Annotated in this window: 23 protein-coding genes; 9 read left to right on the forward strand and 14 right to left on the reverse strand. The window is 73.2% G+C overall.

From position 1 onward, the window contains the following. Window positions 1-64: 64 nt before the first annotated feature. A complete protein-coding gene (locus JOD95_RS08880; RefSeq protein WP_158407717.1) occupies window positions 65-529 on the forward strand; it encodes a MarR family winged helix-turn-helix transcriptional regulator in 465 nt (154 codons plus the stop codon). Window positions 530-554: 25 nt separating this feature from the next. Here JOD95_RS08880 and JOD95_RS08885 read toward each other — a convergent pair whose 3' ends face one another. The 5 genes from JOD95_RS08885 to JOD95_RS08905 all read right to left on the reverse strand — a co-directional run bounded on the left by JOD95_RS08885 (window position 555) and on the right by JOD95_RS08905 (window position 4,186). Continuing rightward, complete coding sequence (locus tag JOD95_RS08885; RefSeq protein WP_209684634.1) at window positions 555-1,430, reverse strand: serine hydrolase; 876 nt, start codon at window positions 1,428-1,430, stop codon at window positions 555-557. Window positions 1,431-1,437: 7 nt separating this feature from the next. Further along, on the reverse strand, window positions 1,438-2,172 hold the full coding sequence (locus tag JOD95_RS08890; RefSeq protein WP_066651362.1) for an anti-sigma factor: 735 nt from the start codon (window positions 2,170-2,172) through the stop codon (window positions 1,438-1,440). After that, window positions 2,169-2,684, reverse strand: coding sequence for a sigma-70 family RNA polymerase sigma factor (locus JOD95_RS08895; RefSeq protein ID WP_066651360.1), 516 nt, complete (start codon window positions 2,682-2,684; stop codon window positions 2,169-2,171). The genes JOD95_RS08890 and JOD95_RS08895 overlap by 4 nt, the downstream gene beginning before the upstream one ends. Next, entirely contained in the window at window positions 2,681-3,379 is a 699-nt protein-coding gene (locus JOD95_RS08900; protein ID WP_209684636.1) for a YceI family protein, read from the reverse strand. Before JOD95_RS08900 ends, JOD95_RS08895 begins: the two co-directional genes overlap by 4 nt. Before the next feature lie 120 nt (window positions 3,380-3,499). Then, entirely contained in the window at window positions 3,500-4,186 is a 687-nt protein-coding gene (locus JOD95_RS08905; RefSeq protein ID WP_209684638.1) for a hypothetical protein, read from the reverse strand. A 304-nt stretch (window positions 4,187-4,490) separates the two neighbouring features. Between JOD95_RS08905 and JOD95_RS08910 the strand changes: the two genes are divergently transcribed. Further along, a complete protein-coding gene (locus JOD95_RS08910; protein WP_058729353.1) occupies window positions 4,491-4,676 on the forward strand; it encodes a hypothetical protein in 186 nt (61 codons plus the stop codon). Between the two features lie 62 nt (window positions 4,677-4,738). Beyond that, window positions 4,739-5,596, forward strand: a complete 858-nt coding sequence (locus JOD95_RS08915; protein ID WP_209684640.1) for an NAD-dependent epimerase/dehydratase family protein — start codon at window positions 4,739-4,741, stop codon at window positions 5,594-5,596. A 24-nt stretch (window positions 5,597-5,620) separates the two neighbouring features. On the opposite strand, the gene JOD95_RS08920 is transcribed toward JOD95_RS08915, so the two are convergent. From JOD95_RS08920 to JOD95_RS08935, 4 genes are all read right to left on the reverse strand, one after another. Further along, a complete protein-coding gene (locus JOD95_RS08920; RefSeq protein ID WP_209684642.1) occupies window positions 5,621-6,133 on the reverse strand; it encodes a GNAT family N-acetyltransferase in 513 nt (170 codons plus the stop codon). Window positions 6,134-6,235: 102 nt separating this feature from the next. Beyond that, window positions 6,236-6,424, reverse strand: coding sequence for a hypothetical protein (locus JOD95_RS08925; protein ID WP_058750533.1), 189 nt, complete (start codon window positions 6,422-6,424; stop codon window positions 6,236-6,238). Between the two features lie 36 nt (window positions 6,425-6,460). Beyond that, complete coding sequence (locus JOD95_RS16930; RefSeq protein ID WP_209684644.1) at window positions 6,461-7,063, reverse strand: GNAT family N-acetyltransferase; 603 nt, start codon at window positions 7,061-7,063, stop codon at window positions 6,461-6,463. Between the two features lie 69 nt (window positions 7,064-7,132). Continuing rightward, entirely contained in the window at window positions 7,133-8,032 is a 900-nt protein-coding gene (locus JOD95_RS08935; RefSeq protein WP_209684925.1) for a DNA-3-methyladenine glycosylase 2 family protein, read from the reverse strand. 194 nt (window positions 8,033-8,226) lie between these two features. Here JOD95_RS08935 and JOD95_RS08940 point away from each other — a divergent pair, with 194 nt between their 5' ends. From JOD95_RS08940 to JOD95_RS08965, 6 genes are all read left to right on the forward strand, one after another. Then, entirely contained in the window at window positions 8,227-9,255 is a 1,029-nt protein-coding gene (locus JOD95_RS08940) for a 6-phosphofructokinase (RefSeq protein WP_066651350.1), read from the forward strand. A 210-nt stretch (window positions 9,256-9,465) separates the two neighbouring features. Then, a complete protein-coding gene (locus tag JOD95_RS08945; RefSeq protein WP_209684646.1) occupies window positions 9,466-10,443 on the forward strand; it encodes an acryloyl-CoA reductase in 978 nt (325 codons plus the stop codon). A gap of 90 nt (window positions 10,444-10,533) precedes the next feature. Beyond that, entirely contained in the window at window positions 10,534-11,226 is a 693-nt protein-coding gene (locus JOD95_RS08950; RefSeq protein WP_209684648.1) for a GntR family transcriptional regulator, read from the forward strand. A gap of 40 nt (window positions 11,227-11,266) precedes the next feature. Further along, window positions 11,267-12,052 carry an ABC transporter ATP-binding protein gene (locus JOD95_RS08955; RefSeq protein ID WP_209684650.1) on the forward strand — a complete coding sequence of 262 codons (786 nt, stop codon included), beginning with the start codon at window positions 11,267-11,269 and terminating at the stop codon, window positions 12,050-12,052. 170 nt (window positions 12,053-12,222) lie between these two features. Next, entirely contained in the window at window positions 12,223-12,801 is a 579-nt protein-coding gene (locus JOD95_RS08960; protein WP_066651342.1) for a hypothetical protein, read from the forward strand. 84 nt (window positions 12,802-12,885) lie between these two features. Beyond that, complete coding sequence (locus JOD95_RS08965; protein WP_209684652.1) at window positions 12,886-13,776, forward strand: L,D-transpeptidase; 891 nt, start codon at window positions 12,886-12,888, stop codon at window positions 13,774-13,776. Between the two features lie 3 nt (window positions 13,777-13,779). On the opposite strand, the gene JOD95_RS08970 is transcribed toward JOD95_RS08965, so the two are convergent. The 5 genes from JOD95_RS08970 to JOD95_RS08990 all read right to left on the reverse strand — a co-directional run bounded on the left by JOD95_RS08970 (window position 13,780) and on the right by JOD95_RS08990 (window position 18,935). Then, entirely contained in the window at window positions 13,780-14,439 is a 660-nt protein-coding gene (locus JOD95_RS08970) for a response regulator transcription factor (protein ID WP_209684654.1), read from the reverse strand. Beyond that, on the reverse strand, window positions 14,436-15,614 hold the full coding sequence (locus tag JOD95_RS08975) for a sensor histidine kinase (protein ID WP_209684656.1): 1,179 nt from the start codon (window positions 15,612-15,614) through the stop codon (window positions 14,436-14,438). The genes JOD95_RS08970 and JOD95_RS08975 overlap by 4 nt, the downstream gene beginning before the upstream one ends. Window positions 15,615-15,754: 140 nt before the next feature. Beyond that, window positions 15,755-17,116 (reverse strand): glutamate-1-semialdehyde 2,1-aminomutase, encoded by a 1,362-nt coding sequence (gene hemL / locus JOD95_RS08980; RefSeq protein ID WP_066651335.1) that lies wholly within the window; start codon window positions 17,114-17,116, stop codon window positions 15,755-15,757. Further along, a complete protein-coding gene (gene hemB, locus JOD95_RS08985) occupies window positions 17,113-18,168 on the reverse strand; it encodes a porphobilinogen synthase (RefSeq protein WP_271825934.1) in 1,056 nt (351 codons plus the stop codon). The genes hemL and hemB overlap by 4 nt, the downstream gene beginning before the upstream one ends. Next, a complete protein-coding gene (locus JOD95_RS08990; protein ID WP_209684658.1) occupies window positions 18,165-18,935 on the reverse strand; it encodes a uroporphyrinogen-III synthase in 771 nt (256 codons plus the stop codon). The genes hemB and JOD95_RS08990 overlap by 4 nt, the downstream gene beginning before the upstream one ends. Window positions 18,936-19,050 lie beyond the last annotated feature (115 nt).

The following is a 19,050-nucleotide window of genomic DNA, read 5'->3' on the forward strand; positions in this document are numbered from 1 at the left end:
CCCGGAGTCAGCCGAACGGATGATCCTCGGTCCCGCGGCACGCCCGCTGGTTACGCTGGCGGTCATGGCGGAGCAGGGCGGCGAGGGGCACGACTGGGCGACCTGGGACGCGTTCCACGACGTCTGGCGTCGGCTCGACCGGGCGCTCGACCAGGCCGTCCAGCAGGGTGCCGGCATCTCGATCCCCGAGTTCGAGATCCTGATCGGCCTGCACCGCGCTCCCGACCACCGGTTGCGGGTCCGTGACGTCGCCGCGGGCATCGGGTGGGAGAAGTCGCGCGTGAGCCACCAGGTCACGCGGATGGTCGGGCGCGGGCTCGTCGCCCGCGCGGACTGCCCGGCGGACGGGCGTGGCAGCTGGGTGACGATGACGACCGAGGGTCGGCGCGCGGTGCTCGCCGGCATCCGCGCGCACACCGCGGCACTCGAGGAGCTGTTCTGGAGGCCCGTGGCTGCGGATGCGGACACCCTGCGGTCCGTCTCCCACCGCGTCCTCGACGCACTCGGTCCGGTCGAGCCGGAGGCCTGAGGAGAGCCCGCTCGGCGGGACCGGCTCAGCTGGAGCCTGCGAGCACCTCCGCGACGGCCGCGGCCGTCACGTCGGCACGCTCGTGGTCGTCCGCGGTGAGGGTGACGACGGCGTCGGCGACCGGGTCCAGGAGCACGAGCTGCCCGTACGCCCCGTGCAGTCGCCAGGTCCGTCCCGGGCCGCCCCAGCCCGCGAGGGCGTAGCGGTCGTACGACGGTGACGACCCCGCCGCGACCCAGTCGGTGTGCATCGCGTCGACGACCGCCGCGGGCACGAGCTGACGCCCGTCCGCCGCGCCGCGGTCCCGCAGCAACCGGCCGATGCGCGCGACCTCGGCGGTGCGGAGCCACAGGCCGCCGCCCGCGACGACGTGACCGAGCGGGCAGCGGTCCCAGCGGACGTCGTCGATGCCGAGCGGGGTGAAGATGCGGTCCTGCGCGTACGCGCCGACGTCGCCGACCCGTGCGGCCAGGGCCCTCGCGGCCGTGTAGGTGCTGGCGTTCGCGTACCGGAACGATCGTCCGACGGTCGGGCGTCCCAGGAACTCCCGTGCCAGGTCCGGCCAGTCGGTGGTCTGCGTCGGCGACCACGGCATGTCGATGCCGCTCGTCATGGTCAGCAGGTGTCGGAGCGTGACGTCCTGCACACCCGGTCCGAGCACGACGTCGGGCAGCAGCGTGCCGACGGACTCGTCGAGCGCGAGCAGCCCGTCGTCCGCGGCGGTCCCGACGGCCAGGACGACCACGCCCTTCGCGACGGAGTGCACGTCACGGCGGACGTCGGCGGACCAGTGGTGCTCGGCGGTGTCGTCGCCGACCAGCACGTGCAGGCCGTGGGCGCGGAAGCCCGTCCGCGCGACCGCGCGGACGACGTCGTCGAGCACTGGTGCGGCGCGGTCCACCCCGCCATCATCCCGTGTGTCGAGCGAGGTCGGTGCTCACCAGGGACCCGCGTTCGCCGCGCAGTCGGACCTGCACCTCGGCGATGTCGTCGCGCGGGACGTCCGTCGACGCCGACAGCCCGCGGGCCTCGGCCCCGGCTGCCGACCACGAGGCCACGGTCTGCACGGAGCCGTCCTTCCGGACCACCACGAGGTCGTACATCACCGAGCCGTCCGCCGACCACTCCCTGCCGCCGTACGAGCACCCCCAGTCGAAGCGCGTGCCCCACTGCTCGCCGCTCACGGCCAGGTCGACGTCGAGACCCTGCGACCCGGTCATCGTGTAGCGGTCGCCCGCGGTCGTCGGTGCGGACGTCGTGGGCGCGCCACCGGCCTGCACCGTCGCACCTCGTCCACCGGCCGTGCCGACGGCGAGCCCGCCGAGCACGGCGGCGACGACCGCCAGCCCCGCGGTCACGGCCACCCATGCCCGACGGCGGCGACGACGGTGTCGGACGCGGTGCGCGACGGCGGCGAGGGTGCTCTCGGGACGCGTGTCGGGCCTCCCGTCCGGTGCCGCGATCTCGACCGCCTGGTCGGCCGGGAGCTTCGCGAGCAGACCGGGCAGGCCGACGAGCTCGGCGACGGCCGCCGTGCAGCGGTCGCACGTCTCGAGGTGCCGCTCGTACTCGAGCCGCTCGTCGGGCGTGAGCGAGCCGAGGACGTACGCCGCGTCCCACTCCGCGTACCGGTCCTCGCTCATCGGGTCACTCCTCGTTCCTGCAGTGCGAGCCGGAGGGCCCGGAGCCCGTAGTGCAACCGCGACTTCGCGGTGCCCTCGGGGATGTCGTGTCGTCGTGCGATCTCCGGCACGGTGTGGCCGAGCCAGTAGGCGTCGACAACCACGCGGCGGTGGTCCGGGCTGAGCGACGCGAGTGCGTCCGCCACGACGATGCGGTCGAGCACCGCGTCCGTCCGGTCGGCCTCGGCACGGTCGACCGGGTGCTCGGAGCCCTGCTCACGCCGGTTGCGTGCGGAGCGGGCGTCGTCGACGACCAGGTTCCGGGCGACCGTGAACAGCCAGGCCCGTGCGCTGTCGGGCGCCCGCTCGAGCACCGCCGGACGCTGCCAGGCGCGGACCATGGTCTCCTGCACGACGTCCTCGACGGTCGAGCCGTCCCGCGTCAGGTGCCGGACGTACCGGGTGAGCGCGTCGCCGTGCTCGCGGTACAGCGTCGCCAGCAGCTCGTCGGCGGAACGGCTCGTCACGGTCACTTCGCCAGGTCGAGGGAGAACTCGACCGAGCCCTTCCCGTCCACGGTGACGAAGCCGAGCGACGGGGCCTCGACCCCGTAGTCGGCGAAGGTGATCGGGACCGAGCCGACGACCTGGACGGCCCCGTTCTTCGTCACGGCGACCTGCGCATCGGCCGTGACCGGCTTCTCGACGCCGTGCAGGTCCATCGTGCCGGTGAGCGTGACGTCCTGGGTGCTGCCGTCGAGCGCCTTCGAGACGTCGACGGGCTCGGTGAGCGCGAACGTCGCCGTCGGGTACCGGTCGGTCTGCAGGGCCTTGCTCCGGAAGTACTCGTCGCGCGCGGCCTCGGGTGTGGAGATCGTCGCGACCTGCACCGTGACGGTCGCCTTCGTGAGCGAGCCGCCGTCGACCGTCGCGGTGCCCTCCACGTCCTTCGTCCGACCGACCACGTCCACATCATTCCCCTGCAGGACCTCGTGCACGCGGTACCCGGCGTACGAACTGCTCCTGCTCGTCCAGGTGCCGTCGGCCTGCTGGGCATCGAGCGTCGCACCGGAGCCGGACGGAGCGGCGCTCAGCGAGGGGGCGGCGGCGGCCTGGCCGTTGACGGTGTTCGCGTAGATGACCGGGCCGGCGATGACGGCTGCGGCGCCGATGACGACGACACCGGTGGCGATGCCGATGACGACCTTCGTACGTGTGCGGAGTCCCATGCCCTGACGACGAGACAGCCGGCCGGATCGTTCACCCGGACGTGCGGAAGGCGCCGCTCCCGTGGTCGGGAGCGGCGCCTTCTCGTGGTGGTGCCGGTGCGGCGGTTGTGCCGCGGGGCGTTACTTGATCTGCGCGGTGATCGTGGCGGTGCCGACGAGCATGCCGCGCTTGACGGCGTCGGTGCTGAAGGTCTTGTTCAGCAGGCCAGCAGCGTCCTCGGAGATGTGGACGGTGGTGCCGGTCAGGACCGCGTTGTCACCCTCGAGCTGCAGCGGCTTGAGCGAACCACCCCAGAGCTCGAACAGGTAGGCGTTCGACGCGGCGACCTCGCCGTTGACGAGGACGTCACCGTAGAGCTTGGACGAGCCCGGGTTCACGACGAAGTTCTCGAGCGTGACCGTGGTGTCGCCGGCCTTCAGGGTCAGACCCGAACCGTTGTGGTTCAGCAGGCCCTGCACGTAGGGGCGGTAGTTGCCGTCCGGGCTCCAGTAGGTGACCGAGCCGGCGGTGATCGGGAACGACACGGCGCCGTTCTCGAGCTTCGCGTCGCCCGAGACGCCCGGGGTCAGACCCAGCGAGGTCAGCGCGTCGGTGAAGCTGCTGTCGAGCGCGACGGAGGTGTCGCCGCCGAGGACGTCCGGCACGGATGCGACCGGGGCGGGGATCTTCGAGGCCTCGGACGAGGAGGAGACCGTCTGCACGTTCGGGGTCGCGGCGTTCGCCGAGCTGATGCCGAACGCGGCACCACCGAGGACGAGGGCGCCGGTGGTGGCGAGGGTGATCGAGGTCTTGAGGGACTTGCGCATGAGATGCGTTCCTTTCGTCGTCGCGCTCGGCGCGGACACTGTGTGTGCGCCGAACACACCCCGGAAAGGGGTGGAGAACCAGCTACCTGCGGCTGGTGAGCGCTCCGGGTGTTTCCCGGTTGATGCAGGTGATTCGGGACCCTCCGCCGAAGGGTTTGGACGAGTTCTGAGTCGTTATCTCTCCGTTACAAACCCGGGGGACGCAGCGCCCGTACGGGTCGCACGAGCACCGCGCCCGAGTCGCCTCCCGGGGGACACTCCTGCCCGGACAGCGGTGGAGGCGCTCCCGCGTAGCGTGCGCCGCATGAGCGACCAGCAGCACGAGAACACCCCGACCGACGGCTCCACGGACGCCCCCGAGAGCGAGTTCCAGCGCACCGAGGACCTGCCCGACGGTTCATCCACCGGCAACGCGACCGAGGACCCGCAGCAGGACAGCGACGTCGACTCGGGCGGCGAGCCCGAGTCGCCGGACAACGAGCAGGTCTGACGACCGACAGCCCGGGCCCTCGCGCTCGGGCCGCTCCGACGCACACCTGACAAGCTCAGGGCATGCAGCACCGCTCCCCCGTCGTCATCGCCGGCTGCGGCGACCTCGGTACCGAAGCCGGCCTGCGCTTCGCAGCGCTCGGCCACCCGGTCACCGGGCTCCGCCGTCGCGCCGAGCGCATCCCCGCGCCGATCACCGGCCGCAGCGTCGACCTCCGTCAGGAGGTCCCGACGATCGACCCGGAGACGGGCGTGGTCGTCGTCGCCTTCGCCGCCGGCTCCCGTGCCGTGGACGAGTACCGCGCGACCTACCTCGACGGCCTGCGCAACGTGCTCGACGGCATCGACGCGTCCGGCGCCTCACCCCGGCTGCTCGTCGTGTCCTCGACCGCGGTGTACGACGTCGACGACGGCAGCGAGGTGACCGAGGAGACCCCGGCGCGGGCGAGCACCCCGACCGCCGGCGTCCTGCTCGAGGCCGAGGCGCTGCTGCGGGAGCGGGCACCCGAGGCCGTGCTCGTCCGGCTCTCGGGCATCTACGGACCCGGCCGCGAGCGACTGATCGACCAGGTGCGGTCCGGGCAGGCCCGGCTGTCGTCCGGCACGTCGCCCCACACGAACCGCATCCACCGGGACGACGCCGCCGCGGCACTCGTCCACCTGGCGGGGGTGGACGACCCCGCACCGACGTACCTCGGTACCGACGACGAACCGGTCCGACTCGACGACGTCCTGACGTTCCTGGCGTGCGAACTCGGCGTCGAGCAGCTGCCGAGCGCCGAGCCCGAGGGGCGGCAGGCTGGCGGCGACAAGCGGCTCGCGAACGCCCTGCTGCGCTCGACCGGCTGGGAGCCGCGGTACCCGACGTTCCGCGAGGGCTACCGGGCCGTGCTCGCCGGCGAGGGCACCCGGCACCCGTAGGCGTCGCCGGCGCCGACACCGCTCCTACGGACGTGGGTCTCCGAGGGGCGCGCTCATCTGCACCCGTCGCCCGTACCGATCGAGACCGTGCTGTGCCTCGACCTCGAGCAGCGACCGGTGGAAGGACGTGGCCGGCTCCTCCTCGAGGAAGCCGACCGTCGCGTAGAAGGGCGCGTTCCACGGCACGTCCGCGTAGGTGCGGAGGGAGATGCGTGCGTACCCACGCTCGCGGGCTCCGTCCTTCGCGGCCTCCACGAGCGCTCGGCCGAGGCCCCGCCGCGACAGCAGCGGGTGGACCGACAGCTGTTCGAGATGGCAGACACCGTCCACCTCGAGGACGTGCGCGAACCCGGCGACCTCGCCGTCGACCTCGGCGACGAGCAGGAAGCCGGGCTCTGCGAGCCGCGCATCGCCGTGTGGAGCCGGAGCCCGGACGTCGGCGCGGAGGCGGTCGACCAACGGCAGGTCGGCGTCGTTCTCGATCCGCTCGACGGCGTCCGCGTCACTCGGCCGAGCGGAGCGGATGGATGTCGTCATGCGGCCAGCGTAGGAGGCCCGAGGCCGCACGGACGACGGCCGGGAGGCACGTGGCGGCTCCGCCACGCCCCTCCCGGCCGCCGCCGGTCACGTCAGTGCCGCTCAGTGCTCGTCGTAGTGGTCCTCGTGACGGGCGTGCCGGTGGCCGTCGTGCACGAAGTCGACGTGGTCGCCGTGCTCGACGGTCTCGTGCTCGCCGCCGTCCTGCTCGTGGTCGTGGTCGGCGACGTCGTGCTCGGCGACGCGGTGCTCCTCGGCCTCGGCGGCGGGGGTGGTGTTCGGGTCCGACATGGTTCCTCCTTCGTGAGATCGGTTCTCACAAGGAGCCTACGTCGCAGCTCCGGCCCTGTCCGGGGCGGTCAGCGTCACCCACTCTTCGTCCCGCTCGTAGCCGAGAGCGGCGTTCGCGCGGAGGATCGCAGCGTTCTCGGCCGAGCCACCGGTACGGAAACGCCGGACACCCTCGCGTCGGAGCGCCACGACCGACCACGCCTTGAGCGCCGTGCCGATCCCTCGGCCGCGGTGTGACGGGTGCACCACCGTGAAGTCGGTCTCGGCGACGGCCCCGTCGAGTTCGACGTAGGTCACGGCGACGAGGGACCCGTCCTCGAGGAACGCCCCGGCAGCGCAGCGCTCCGCGGTCGGTGTCGCGGCGCGCCGGTCCATCTGTTCGTGCCGCGTCGCCACACTGCCCGGGTAGTCGTCCGCCGTCAGGCGATCCAGGGCGAGCACGTCGTCGACGTCGTCCGGGCCGATCGACCGGAACGCGACTCCCGCGCCAGCTCGGGACACGAGCGCCGTCATGCGATCGAGGTCCATCCCATCGGCGTCGAGCTGCGCGCCGAACGACCGAGCGGTGACCGACCACCCCTCGCGTTCGAGGCGCGCACGGCGCGGGTCTCCCACCTGCACGACGACGACGTTCCCCACTCCCCGATCATGACACGGAGCCCGGCAGGACCGCACCGGTGGCGCCGGTCCGCGAGCGAGCGATCCGGCTCAGTGCCAGCGGTGGTCCTGGATCGTCATCCGCGGACCGAACGTCGGCTTCCGGAAGCCCGAGCCCCCGATCAGTCGGACGATGCGCTCGCGGTGCCCGCGCCAGGGCTCGAGGAGCTCGAGCATCCCGTCGTCGTCGACGGGGCCGCCCGTCAGTGCCCACCCGACGAGGGCCGGCACGTGGTAGTCGCCCACGCTCGGCGAGTCCGGGTCCCCGTGCGCCCGCTGCGCCGTCTCGGCAGCGGTCCACTGCCCGATGCCCGGGACCGACTGCAGCCGCTGCGACACGACCGCGCCACCGCGACCGAGCCCCAGCGTCCGCTCGAGCGCGGGCGCGACCTTGACCGCCCGCATCACCGTCGCCGAGCGACCGGGCTCGATGCCCGCCCTGTGCCACTCCCAGCTCGGGATCCGCGCCCACTGCTCGGGGGCCGGCGGGACGAACATCTCCGCGGGCGCCGGACCGGGTGCCGGCTCGCCGAAGCGCCGGAGCAGGTACCGCCACGCGCGCCAGGCCTGTCGCGAGGTCACCTTCTGCTCCATGATCGCCGGCACCAGCATCGCCACGACGGTGTTCGTCCGGAGCAGCCGTAACCCCGGCTGACGGTGTCGCGCCTCGGCCAGGAAGGCGTGCGCGCTGACGTCGAGGTCGGACCAGTCGTCCCCGCGCCCGAGCAGGTCAGGTGCGTGCTCGACCGCCCAGGCGGCACCGGCACCCCACGCGGAGACCGCGACGGCATCGCTGCCCGCACGGCGCACGAGCACCGAGGCAGCCCCCGCCGGCGTGCGCAGCGCGAGCCACGTGTCGGACCCGACCACCTGGAAGGCGGGGTCACCGGAACCGCGCTGCAGGGGCCGGAGGGTCGCGCGGACGTCCACCGCGCCTCCAGGCCGGTACACGGTGTCGACCCGGACGGCCGCAGCGGAGGTCTGGCCGGACCCGACGCCCCGGCCGGACCCACCCGGCCGCCGACCGGGCGCTCCGGACGGACCGGAGGCGACGGAGGACGGCAGGGACACACGGGGATGGTAATGCCACACCACCGTCAGACATGATGGGGAGGTCCCCGCAACCCGACGACGTTGGAGTCTCCGTGCGCATCGGCATCCTCACCTCCGGAGGCGACTGCCCCGGCCTCAACGCGGTCATCCGCGCCATCGTGCTCAAGGGCATCGCGATCCACGGCCACGAGTTCGTCGGGTTCCGCGACGGCTGGCGGGGCGTCGTCGACGGGGACATCGTGCCCCTCGGTCGCAAGGACATCCAGGGCATCGCCAAGCAGGGCGGCACGATCCTCGGAACCAGCCGCACGAACCCCTTCGAGGGGCCGAACGGCGGCGTCGAGAACATCACGAAGACCCTCGGACGGCACGGCATCGACGCCATCGTGGCGATCGGCGGCGAGGGCACCCTGGCCGCGGCGAAGCGCCTCACCGACGCCGGCCTGCGGATCGTCGGCGTCCCGAAGACCGTCGACAACGACCTCGGTGCCACCGACTACACGTTCGGCTTCGACACCGCCGTCGCCATCGCGACCGAGGCCATGGACCGCCTCCGCACCACGGGCGAGTCCCACTCGCGCTGCATGGTCGCCGAGGTCATGGGCCGGCACGTGGGCTGGATCGCGCTGCACTCCGGCATGGCCGCGGGTGCGCACGCGATCCTCATCCCGGAGCAGAAGACGAGCATGGAGCAGATCGCGGCGTGGGTGCGTGCCGCCTACGACCGAGGGCGCGCGCCGCTCGTGGTCGTCGCCGAGGGCTTCGTGCCGGACCACGAGGACAACGCGCACACGGAGCGCGGCCTCGACGCGTTCGGGCGGCCGCGGCTGGGCGGGATCGGCGAGCGTCTCGCGCCGATGATCGAGGAGATGACGGGCATCGAGACCCGCGCCACGACGCTCGGGCACATCCAGCGCGGTGGGACCCCGACCGCGTACGACCGGGTGCTGTCGACACGGCTCGGGCTCGCGGCGATCGACTCCGTGGTCGAGGGGCGGTGGGGCCGGATGGTTGCGCTCCAGGGCACGGAGATCGTGCACGTGTCGTTCGAGGACGCCCTGGGTGAGCTCAAGACGGTCCCGCAGGCGCGGTACGACGAGGCCGCCATCATGTTCGGCTGAGCGGCGCGGCGGCGGGCGCGCCAGGGCCGGGGGCTGGCGGCCGGGGGCCGGGGGCCGGCTGCCGGCGCCGGGTCGATCCGGGCCTACCTGGTCGGAACGGGCGTACCTGGTCCGTCGGAGCCACCAGGTACGCCCGGTTGCGCCAGGTACCGCACCCGTTCTGGGAACGAACGGGCATCGGGCCGGGAGGCACGGGGTAGCGTCCGGTCCATGACGCGCGCAGTCCTCGTCTCCCGTTCCACCCCACCCGCGATCACGCAGGTCGACCTCCCCGACCCCACCGAGGGCGAGGCGTGCGTCGACGTCACGTACTCGAGCGTGAACTACAAGGACGGGCTCGCCCTGGCGGGCAACCCCGGCGTCGCCCGGATCGACCCGCTGGTCCCGGGCATCGACGTCGTCGGCACCGTGTCGGCGCTCGGCCCCGGGGTCCACGACGTCGCGATCGGTGACCGCGTGGTGTGCAACGGCGCCGGCCTGGGCGAGACGCGGTACGGCGGGTGGGCGGAGCACGCCATCGTGCCCAGCGGGTCCCTCGTCGTGCTGCCGGACACGGTCGAGGACTCGTTCGCGGCGGCGATCGGCACCGCCGGCTTCACCGCGATGCTCTCCGTCCTCGCCCTCGAGCGAACGGTCTCGCCCGAGGACGGGCCGGTGCTCGTGACGGGGGCGTCCGGCGGCGTCGGCACGGTGGCGATCGCCCTGCTCGCCGCCCGCGGGTACCGCGTGACCGCCTCGACCGGGCGGCGGGCGAACGAGGCCTCGCTCCGTGCCCTCGGCGCGTCGGACGTGGTCGACCGCGCAGCGATCGCCGAGCTCGGCAAGCCGCTGCAGCGCGCGACCTGGGCCGGCGCCGTGGACAGCGTCGGCGGCGCCACGCTCGCGAACGTCCTCGCCGCGACGAGGTGGGGTGGCGCGGTGACGGCGTGCGGCCTGGCGCAGGACTCCGCGTTGCCGACGTCGGTGATGCCGTTCATCCTGCGCGCGGTGTCGTTGCTCGGCATCAACTCGGTCGAGGCACCCCTGCCGCTGCGACAGCGGGCCTGGGAGCGGCTCGCGACCGACCTCGACCCGGCACTGCTCGCCGACGTCACCCGCACGGTCGACCTCGAGCACGCCGTCGCGGTCGGCGCCGAGGTGGTCGCCGGACGGGTGCACGGCCGGACGGTGGTCGACCTGCGACGCTGACGCTTTTCCCTCTCAGGTGATTTCCCGAACGCTTGCCAACTGACACGCTAGGTTTGGCACACGGAACACCCGAACCTGTGAGGAGCAGCCATGCCGGTACCCAAGTCGTCGGTGGAGTCGTCCCCCCGGAAGCTCCTGCGGGACGTCGTGCTCGAGAAGATGCTCGCCGCGATCCAGGACGGCACGCTGCAGGCCGGTGAACGCCTCAACGACGACGAGCTCGTCGCGTGGCTCGGCGTCAGTCGGACCCCGATCCGCGAGGCCATCGCGAAGCTCGTCGACTTCGGGCTCGTCGAGATGGAGGCGAACCGGTACACGCGCGTCGCGTCCCCGACCCGCGAGCAGTACGACGACGCGTTCCAGCTGCTCTTCGGGTTCGCCGAGCTCGCCGCCCGCTGGGCCGTGCCGAAGCTCGACGACGCCGCCGTGAAGCAGCTCGGCAAGCTCCTCGACCAGGCCCGCAAGCACGCCGACGCCGAGGACCGCGCCCTGAACGACGACGTCGATGCACTCATCGCGTTCCTCGTCGCGCACTCGGGCAACGACCTGCTCGTCAAGACCGCCGAGGGCATCGTCAACCGCGCGAAGTTCGTGCGCATCGGGCAGCCGGAGTTCGTGTTCTGGGACGTCAAGCACGGGCTCGACTCGTTCCGCGCGGCGGCGAAGGCCCGCGACGGCGAGGCCGCCGGTGCCGTCATCCGCAGCATGTCCCGCGCGATGGCCGAGCACATGGCGGAGATCCGCGCCGCGAACGCGCACGCCGACGCCGACGCGACCGCCTGAGACGGGCTGGCCGGGGCACCCGACCGGGCAGACTGGCCGGGTGACCGACGTCCTGCTCAGAACCGAAGCCCTCCGTGTCACCCGCGCCGGGCGGGACCTGCTGCACGACGTGGCGCTGACCGTCCGCAGCGGCGACCACTGGGCGCTGCTCGGTCCGAACGGCGCGGGCAAGTCGACCCTGCTCGCCGTCCTCGGTGCGAACGGGCACCCGACCGCGGGCACCGTCGAGCTGCTCGGGCGTCGGCTCGGCCGCGTCGACGTGCGGGAGCTCCGCGAGCACATCGGGCACGTCGATCCGCGACACCGCATGCTGTCGCCGCTGACGGTCACCGAGACCGTCCTGACCGGGCTGACCGGCACGACGGACCTCATGATGCGGTGGGAGCCGACGCCGGACCAGCTCGAGACCGCCCGACGGCACGTCGCGGACGTCGGCCTCGCGGCACGGGCCGACGCCCGGTGGCCGGTGCTGTCGCAGGGCGAACGCGGGCGGACCCTCATCGCCCGGGCGTTGATGAGCGAACCGCGCCTGCTGCTGCTCGACGAGCCGGCCACCGGACTCGACGTCGCCGCGCGCGAGCACCTGCTCGAGACGGTCGACGCCCTGCGCCAGCGCCAGCCGGACCTCGGCAGCGTGATGGTGACCCACCACCTCGAGGACCTGCCCGCGTCGACCTCGCACGCGATGCTGCTGCGCGACGGCGCCGTGGTGGCCCAGGGCCCGGCCGACGAGGTCGTCACGTCCGAGGCGGTGTCGCACGCCTTCGCCTTCCCGCTGGCCATCGAGCGGACCGCTGGCCGCTGGCACGCGCGCCGCGCGGAGTAGCCGCACCGCGCCTCCCGTTCGGAACCACCCCTGGTCGGGGAACCGTGCGCCGCGTCGTCCGGACGGCGGGGCGCGCAACCGTCCGTCCGGACGGTGTGACATGTGGTGTTCCAGCGCTTCACTGTTCATGTCGACGGAGAGACCGCCGACACGACCGAACGGAGCACATCGTGAACACCATCAAGAAGACCATCCTCGCCACGTCGGCCGGGCTCGCCCTCGTGGGTGGGGTCGTCCTCGCGCCGCTCACGGCGCACGGGGAACCGGACCGGTCGGAGACCGGTCGGCCGACCACCTCGCAGCAGCAGACCGGCAACCAGGGACAGGACCGGAAGGACCCTCGGACGCCGGACACGAAGGGGTCCGGCGGGAAGTCGGGCTCGACCGGGTCCGGCGCGCGGGGGTCGGGCGGGAACGACGGATCGACGACGCCCGCGGAGAAGAAGAAGCAGCCGCAGTCCGAGCAGCAGCGCCAGCAGCAGCCGGCGGGTGACCGCTTCACCTGCACGAAGGGCACGAAGCCGACACCGGTGTACGGCAAGGACGGACACATCACGCCGGAGAGCGCTCGGCAGCTCCTCGCGGCCGGGTGCAGCGCGAACGACGGATCGGAGCTGGAGGAGGCGGCGAACCCTGACCGTCACTCGGGGAAGAGCACCCCCGGATCTGGCAGCTCGAAGCCGAAGGCCCCGGTCGGGAAGCAGGGCGTCACCCAGCCCCCGACCAAGCTCCCGCGCGTCGCGGGGTGATCCGGCTCGGGGCCGCGGCGCCACGTCGCCGCGGCCCCGCCGTCCCCCCACCGCTGATCCCCGGACCGTCGAAAGGACCGATCCATGACCCTCGACCGCCGTGCGGCGCTCCGCTGCCTCGGACTCACGGTGGGTGCTGCCCTCGTGGCAGGTGCGTCGGCATGCAGCACCACCTCCACGGACCCGCGTCCGTCACGTCCGACGTCACCCGCGCAGGGCCAGTCCCCGCCGAGCCCCACACCGAACCGTTCCCCGGAGGCGAGCACCGCACCGACCGGTCCGCCCACCGAGGACCTGCCGGTCGCCGTGCACGACGCCGTCATCGGCGCACTCCTGCCCGGGCCCGACGCTGTGGCGTCACACGCCGGGCTCCTCGATCACGACCTCGTGCTGTACGCGGCCCGCGACGGAGAACCGGTCGCCGTGCTCCCCGGGCGCAACTTCCTGCGGGGACCGACCGTGGTCGCCGCGGTGACCACGACCGGCGACTGGACGCTCGTCCTGACGCCCGCCCGGCAGACGCTGCCCTCGGCGGCGGGTGCGTCGGGGGCACCCGCGCAGACGGCGGCGTGGGCGCGGACCGACGAGCTGCCCGCGATGCAGCCAGCCACCGCCTCGGTCACGGTCCGTGTGGCGGAGCAGTCGATGACGATCACGACAGCGCAGGGATCGCACCGGCACGAGGTCGGAGTCGGACAGGACTCCACCCCGACGCCGACGGGTGTGAGCGGCTACCTCCAGGCCCGCTACGTGGACCCCGCGCAGGCGCTGGCGCCCGGGGCGATCCAGCTCACCTCGCTGCACGCGACCGCAGCCGACGAGCCGTACACCGGCACCGACGGCGGGCTCATCGCGATCCACGCCAACCCGGACCCCCGCGGCCGCGTGTCGCACGGGTGCATCCGGGTCCGACCGGATGCCGTCGCGCAGCTCGACGCACTGCCGCTGGGGACGCCGATCGTCGTCCTGCCCTGACGATCAGTCCTGGACCACCCCGCAGCGGAACGCCTCGATGACGATGTGCACGCGGTCACGGACCCCGAGCTTCCGCAGGATGCTCGCGACGTGGCTCTTCACGGTCGCCTCGGAGATGAAGAGGGACCGGGCCACCTCGGCGTTCGACGACCCGTCCGCCAGGGCCCGGACGACGTCGAGCTCCCGAGCGCTGAGGGCGTCGAAGGGCGAGGCCGGAGCCTGCTGCGGGCGGGCCGTGAGCAACGCCGGCTTCACCGTCTCGACCAGGCGTCGGCACGCTCGAGGTGCCACGATCGCATCGCCCGCGGCCACCGTCCGGACCGCAGTGCAGAGCTCCGCGGCGGAACTCTCCTTGAGCAGGTAGCCGCTCGCGCCGGCGGCGAGGGCGCCGAACACGTGCTCGTCGAGGTCGAACTGCGTGAGCACGAGGACCTTGACGGCCGGGAAGCGCTCCGTGATCCGCCTGGTGGTCTCGATGCCGTCGATCCCCGGCATCCGGACGTCCGTCACGACGACGTCCGGCCGGAGGACACCGACCCGTTCCAGGGCCTGGAGACCGTCCTGCGCCTCCCCCACGACGACGAGGTCGTCCGCCGTCCCGATCACCATCGCGGTCCCGGTGCGGAGCAGGTGCTGGTCGTCGACGACGAGGACGCGGATCACCGTGCCACCGCCGCGGCTCGAGGGTGAGCGCCCGTGACCGAGCGACCAGGCGGCGGGACGGTCGCTTCGACGCACCAGGTGCCGTCCGTCGGTCCAGGCCCCGCCCGGAGGCTCCCGCCGAGGGTCGCCACACGCTCGGCCATCCCGCGCGTCCCACGGCCGGAGCCGCGCGTGGTGGCGACGACCCCGTCGTTCAGGACCCGCAGGGAGACCCCGCCGTCCTGGTCGTGGTGGACCTCGAGGTCGACCCGTGCGGGACGTGCGTGGCGCAGCACGTTCGTCAGGGCCTCCTGCACCACCCGGTACACCGTCGCTGCGACCCGCTCGTCCCGCGGCTCCCCCGAGATCGTCGCCCTCAACGGGACGCCGACCGCCCGGACGCGCGCGATCATGGCGTGGACATCGCCGTCGACCGGGTCGCTCTCGGCGAGTCGGACGAACCGTCGGACCTCGGTCATGCCGTCCCGTGCGACGCGCGCGACGTCGTCCAGGAGGCGCATCGCCTCGGCGGGCTCGGTCGTGACACGGCTGCGCGCGACCTCGCTGAGTCGACTGACGACCGCGAGGGAGTTGGAGCAGACGTCGTGGACCTCGAGGGCCAGCGCCGCTCGCTCCTCGGCGCGCTGGGTCGTCCTGCGCTCGATGCGCGACTGTGCGAGGAGCCGGAGCACCCGCCATCGGGCGGCCTGTGCACGGCGCACCGCCAATCCCGCGACGATGCCGAACGTGTAGACGATCAGGCACGTCCAGAACCCTCGTGTCGTCCGGCCGATGAGCTGTGTCGACGCCACGAGCACGGTGAGCGCCACACCGCCCGCGACGAGGGTGTGGCGCCAGGGACGCTCGCTGGCGATGGCGAACAGCCCCATCGCGACACCGAAGGGCTCGCTCCCGATGGACTTCCAGCGGTCGTACCAGTCCACTGCGAGCAGCGCGGGGAGCACGACCCACGGCACGAACCGACGGATCCCGACCAGGGCGACGGTCACGGCGGGGATCGCCAGGTGCCAACCGGTCCAGGTCTGGACGACCCGGTCCCCCTTGTCGACCGACCCGTCGTAGGTGAGCGAGTACGTCCAGATGACGCACGCGAAGGCGACGGTCACGGCCAGGTCGACGAGGAGTCGGCGAGCGCGCGCGGAGCGGAAGTACGAAGACAGCGTCGTGTTCAGCACACTGGAACACTACATGTCACTCGGTTTCCGCACCAGCGCGAGCTCGACCGCACCCCGACCGCGGAACGCAACGTCGGCGGTTCCGCGCAGCGGGATGTCGCTGCGCGGAACCGCCGACGTGGCGTCTTGCGAGGGGACTCCTACGCGGTCGCGGCAGCAGCCGCGCGAGCGGCCGCGGGGAGCGCGTCGAGCACGCGGCCGACGGCCTCGTCGTCGTGCGCCGCCGTGACGAACCACGCCTCGAACACGCTCGGCGGCAGGGTCACGCCCTGGTCGAGCATGCTGTGGAAGAACGGTGCGTAGCGGAAGGCCTCCTGCGCGCGGACGTCGTCGTAGTTCCGCGGTGCCTGCTCCACGAACGCGAACGAGAACAGGTTGCCGGCGTGCTGCACGGTGTGCGCGACCCCCTCGGCCGAGAGCGCGGCGCTCGTGGCGTCGGCGATCCTCGCCGCGGTGCGGTCCAGGTGCGCGTACACGTCGGGCGTCGCGGCCCGGAGCGTGGCGGTGCCGGCCGCGACCGCGAGCGGGTTCCCGGACAGCGTGCCCGCCTGGTAGACCGGCCCGAGCGGTGCGAGGAAGTCCATGACCTCCCGACGACCACCGAGCGCGGCGAGGGGCATGCCGCCGCCGATGACCTTGCCGAACGTGACGAGGTCGGGCTTCCACCCGGTGCCCTCCGGGACGGTGCCGTCGGCCTCGAGGCCCCACCAGCCGGCCGGGCCGACGCGGAAGCCGGTCAGGACCTCGTCGACGATGAGCAGCGCACCCTGCGCCCGCGTGATCTCCGCGAGCGCCCGGTTGAACCCGGGCTCCGGCGCGAGGACGCCCATGTTCGCGGCGGCGGACTCGACGATCACGGCGGCGATGCGCTCGGAGTGCTCGTCGAACGCGGCGCGGACGGCGTCGAGGTCGTTGTACGGCAGCACCAGGGTCTGCGCGGCGGTCTCGGCGGTGATGCCCGCACTGCCCGGGAGCGCGAGCGTCGCGACACCCGATCCGGCCTCGGCCAGCAGCGAGTCCGAGTGGCCGTGGTAGTGCCCGGCGAACTTCACGAGGAGGTCGCGGCCGGTGTACCCGCGGGCCAGGCGGATGGCGGTCATCGTCGCCTCGGTGCCGGTCGACACCATGCGGAGCTTCTCGATCGGCCCGTCGCCGTCGACCTGCACGCGCTGCTTCACGAGCTCGGCGAGCTCGGTCTCCCCCGGGGTCGACGCCCCGAAGGACAGGCCGCGGGATGCCGCCTGCTGCACGGCCTCGACCGTGCCGGCGTGCGCGTGCCCGAGGATCGCGGGGCCCCAGGACGCGACGAGGTCGACGTACTGCCGCCCCTCGGCGTCGGTGACGTAGGGGCCGTTCGCCGCGGTCAGGAACCGGGGCGTGCCGCCGACCGAGCCGTACGCGCGGACGGGCGAGTTCACCCCGCCGGGGATGCTGTCCTTCGCGCGGCCGAACAGCTCGTCGTTCGACACCGGAGCGGTGCCGGTGGAAGCGGTGGTGGTCATTCGGGGGCCTTCCCGGTCGAGGCGACGCCGGACACCGCCGCGGTGCTGCCGGACGTGCGCAGGCCGGCCTCCTGGTTGAGCTTCCGTGCGATGTCCACGGCGAAGTACGTCAGGATCGCGTCCGCACCGGCGCGCTTGATGCCGACGAGGGCCTCCATCGCGGCGGCGTCACGGTCGATCCACCCGTTCTGGGCGGCGGCCGTGATCATCGCGTACTCGCCGGAGATCTGGTACGCCCAGACGGGGACCTCGGAGACGTCGGCGGTGCGGGCGAGGACGTCGAGGTAGCTCATCGCAGGCTTCACCATGACGATGTCGGCGCCCTCCTCGATGTCGAGCAGGACCTCGCGCAGGCCCTGCCGGCCGTCGGCGGCGTCGATCTGGTACGTCCGTCGGTCGCCCTGCAGGGTCGAGGCGACGGCCTCGCGGAAGGGACCGTAGAACGCGGACGCGTACTTCGCCGAGTACGCGAGCAGCGCCGTGCCGCTGTGGCCGGCGGTGTCGAGCGCGTCGCGCGCGGCGGCGATCTGGCCGTCCATCATGCCGCTCATGCAGACGAGCTCCGCGCCCGCCTCGGCCTGGGCCACCGCCATGTCGCGGTACCGCAGGAGCGTCGCGTCGTTGTCGACCGAGCCGTCCGCGGCCAGCACGCCGCAGTGGCCGTGGTCGGTGAACTCGTCGAGGCACAGGTCGGACTGCACGACGAGTGCGTCACCGACCTCCTCCTTCGCCACGCGGATCGCGACGTTCAGGATGCCGTCGGGGTCGGTCGCACCGGAGCCCTCGGCGTCCTTCGACGTCGGCACGCCGAACAGGTTCACACCGCCGACGCCCTGCGCCGCGGCCTCGTTCAGCGCCCGGCGGAACGAATCGAGCGAGTGCTGCTGCACGCCCGGCATGCTCGAGATGTCGATCGCATCGGTGGCGCCCTCGCGGATGAACATCGGCAGCACGAGCTCGGCGGGGTGGATCCGCGTCTCGGCGACGAGTCGTCGCATGGCGGGGGTGGCCCGCAGTCGACGGGGGCGGACCTGGGGGAAGCGTCCGGTCACGATGACCTTCCTGTTCTGGGGTTCGGGTGGAGGGTCTCGACGACGGCGTCGAGCAGGGCTTCGGCGGACCGAGCGGCGGCGACCACGTGCACGGGGAGTCCCGCGGCACGGGCGGCGTCGGCGGTGGACGGTCCGATGCACGCGACGTGCGTGCTCGGGTCGAGCGGGGTCATCCGCGCTGCGACCTGTCGGGCGACGCTCCCGCTCGTCACGAGCACGGCGTCCGGTGGGGGGTCGAGGACGATCGGATCGAGGCCCGTCCCCACGGTACGGTACGCCACCACCTCCGACACGGCGATGCCGCGGGCGCGCAGTGCGTCGACCAGGGTGGTCGCGGCGATCTCGGATCGGGGGAACAGCACGGGTCCGGCGTCCGTCGGCAGGGCCGCGGCGAGCCCGGCGGCGGACTCCTCGTCCGGCACCAGGTCGACCGGCCACCCGGCCTGCCGGGCAGCACGCGCGGTCGCGTCGCCGACGCAGGCCACGCGGACGCCGGCCGGGAGGCGCGGCACGCGCCCGGCGACCACGCGCACGGCCGTCGCACTGGTCACGACGAGCCAGGGGGCTCCGGAGCCGACTCCCCCGGGACGCGTGCCGACCGCGGGTGGTGTGTCGTGCCTCCCGGCCGGGGCGTCGACGACGGACGGTCCCGACGCGCGGTCGACGGACGGGGCGAGCGCGGCATCTGCGAACCGGACGAGCGCCGCGTCGAGGTCCGCCGGGTCGGCGGGCGGAGCGTCCGTGATGAGCGGGACGACGACGGGCACGAGCCCGCGCTCCCGTGCCGCGGCGGCGACCGCGTCCCCCCACGCACCGCCGCGCGGGACGAGGACGACCGGGGGCCGTGCCTCGTCCGCGACGCGAGCGGTGTCGTCCGTGGTG

It is taken from the genome of Curtobacterium sp. 1310, from assembly GCF_017834105.1.
Taxonomy (GTDB): Bacteria; Actinomycetota; Actinomycetes; order Actinomycetales; family Microbacteriaceae; genus Curtobacterium.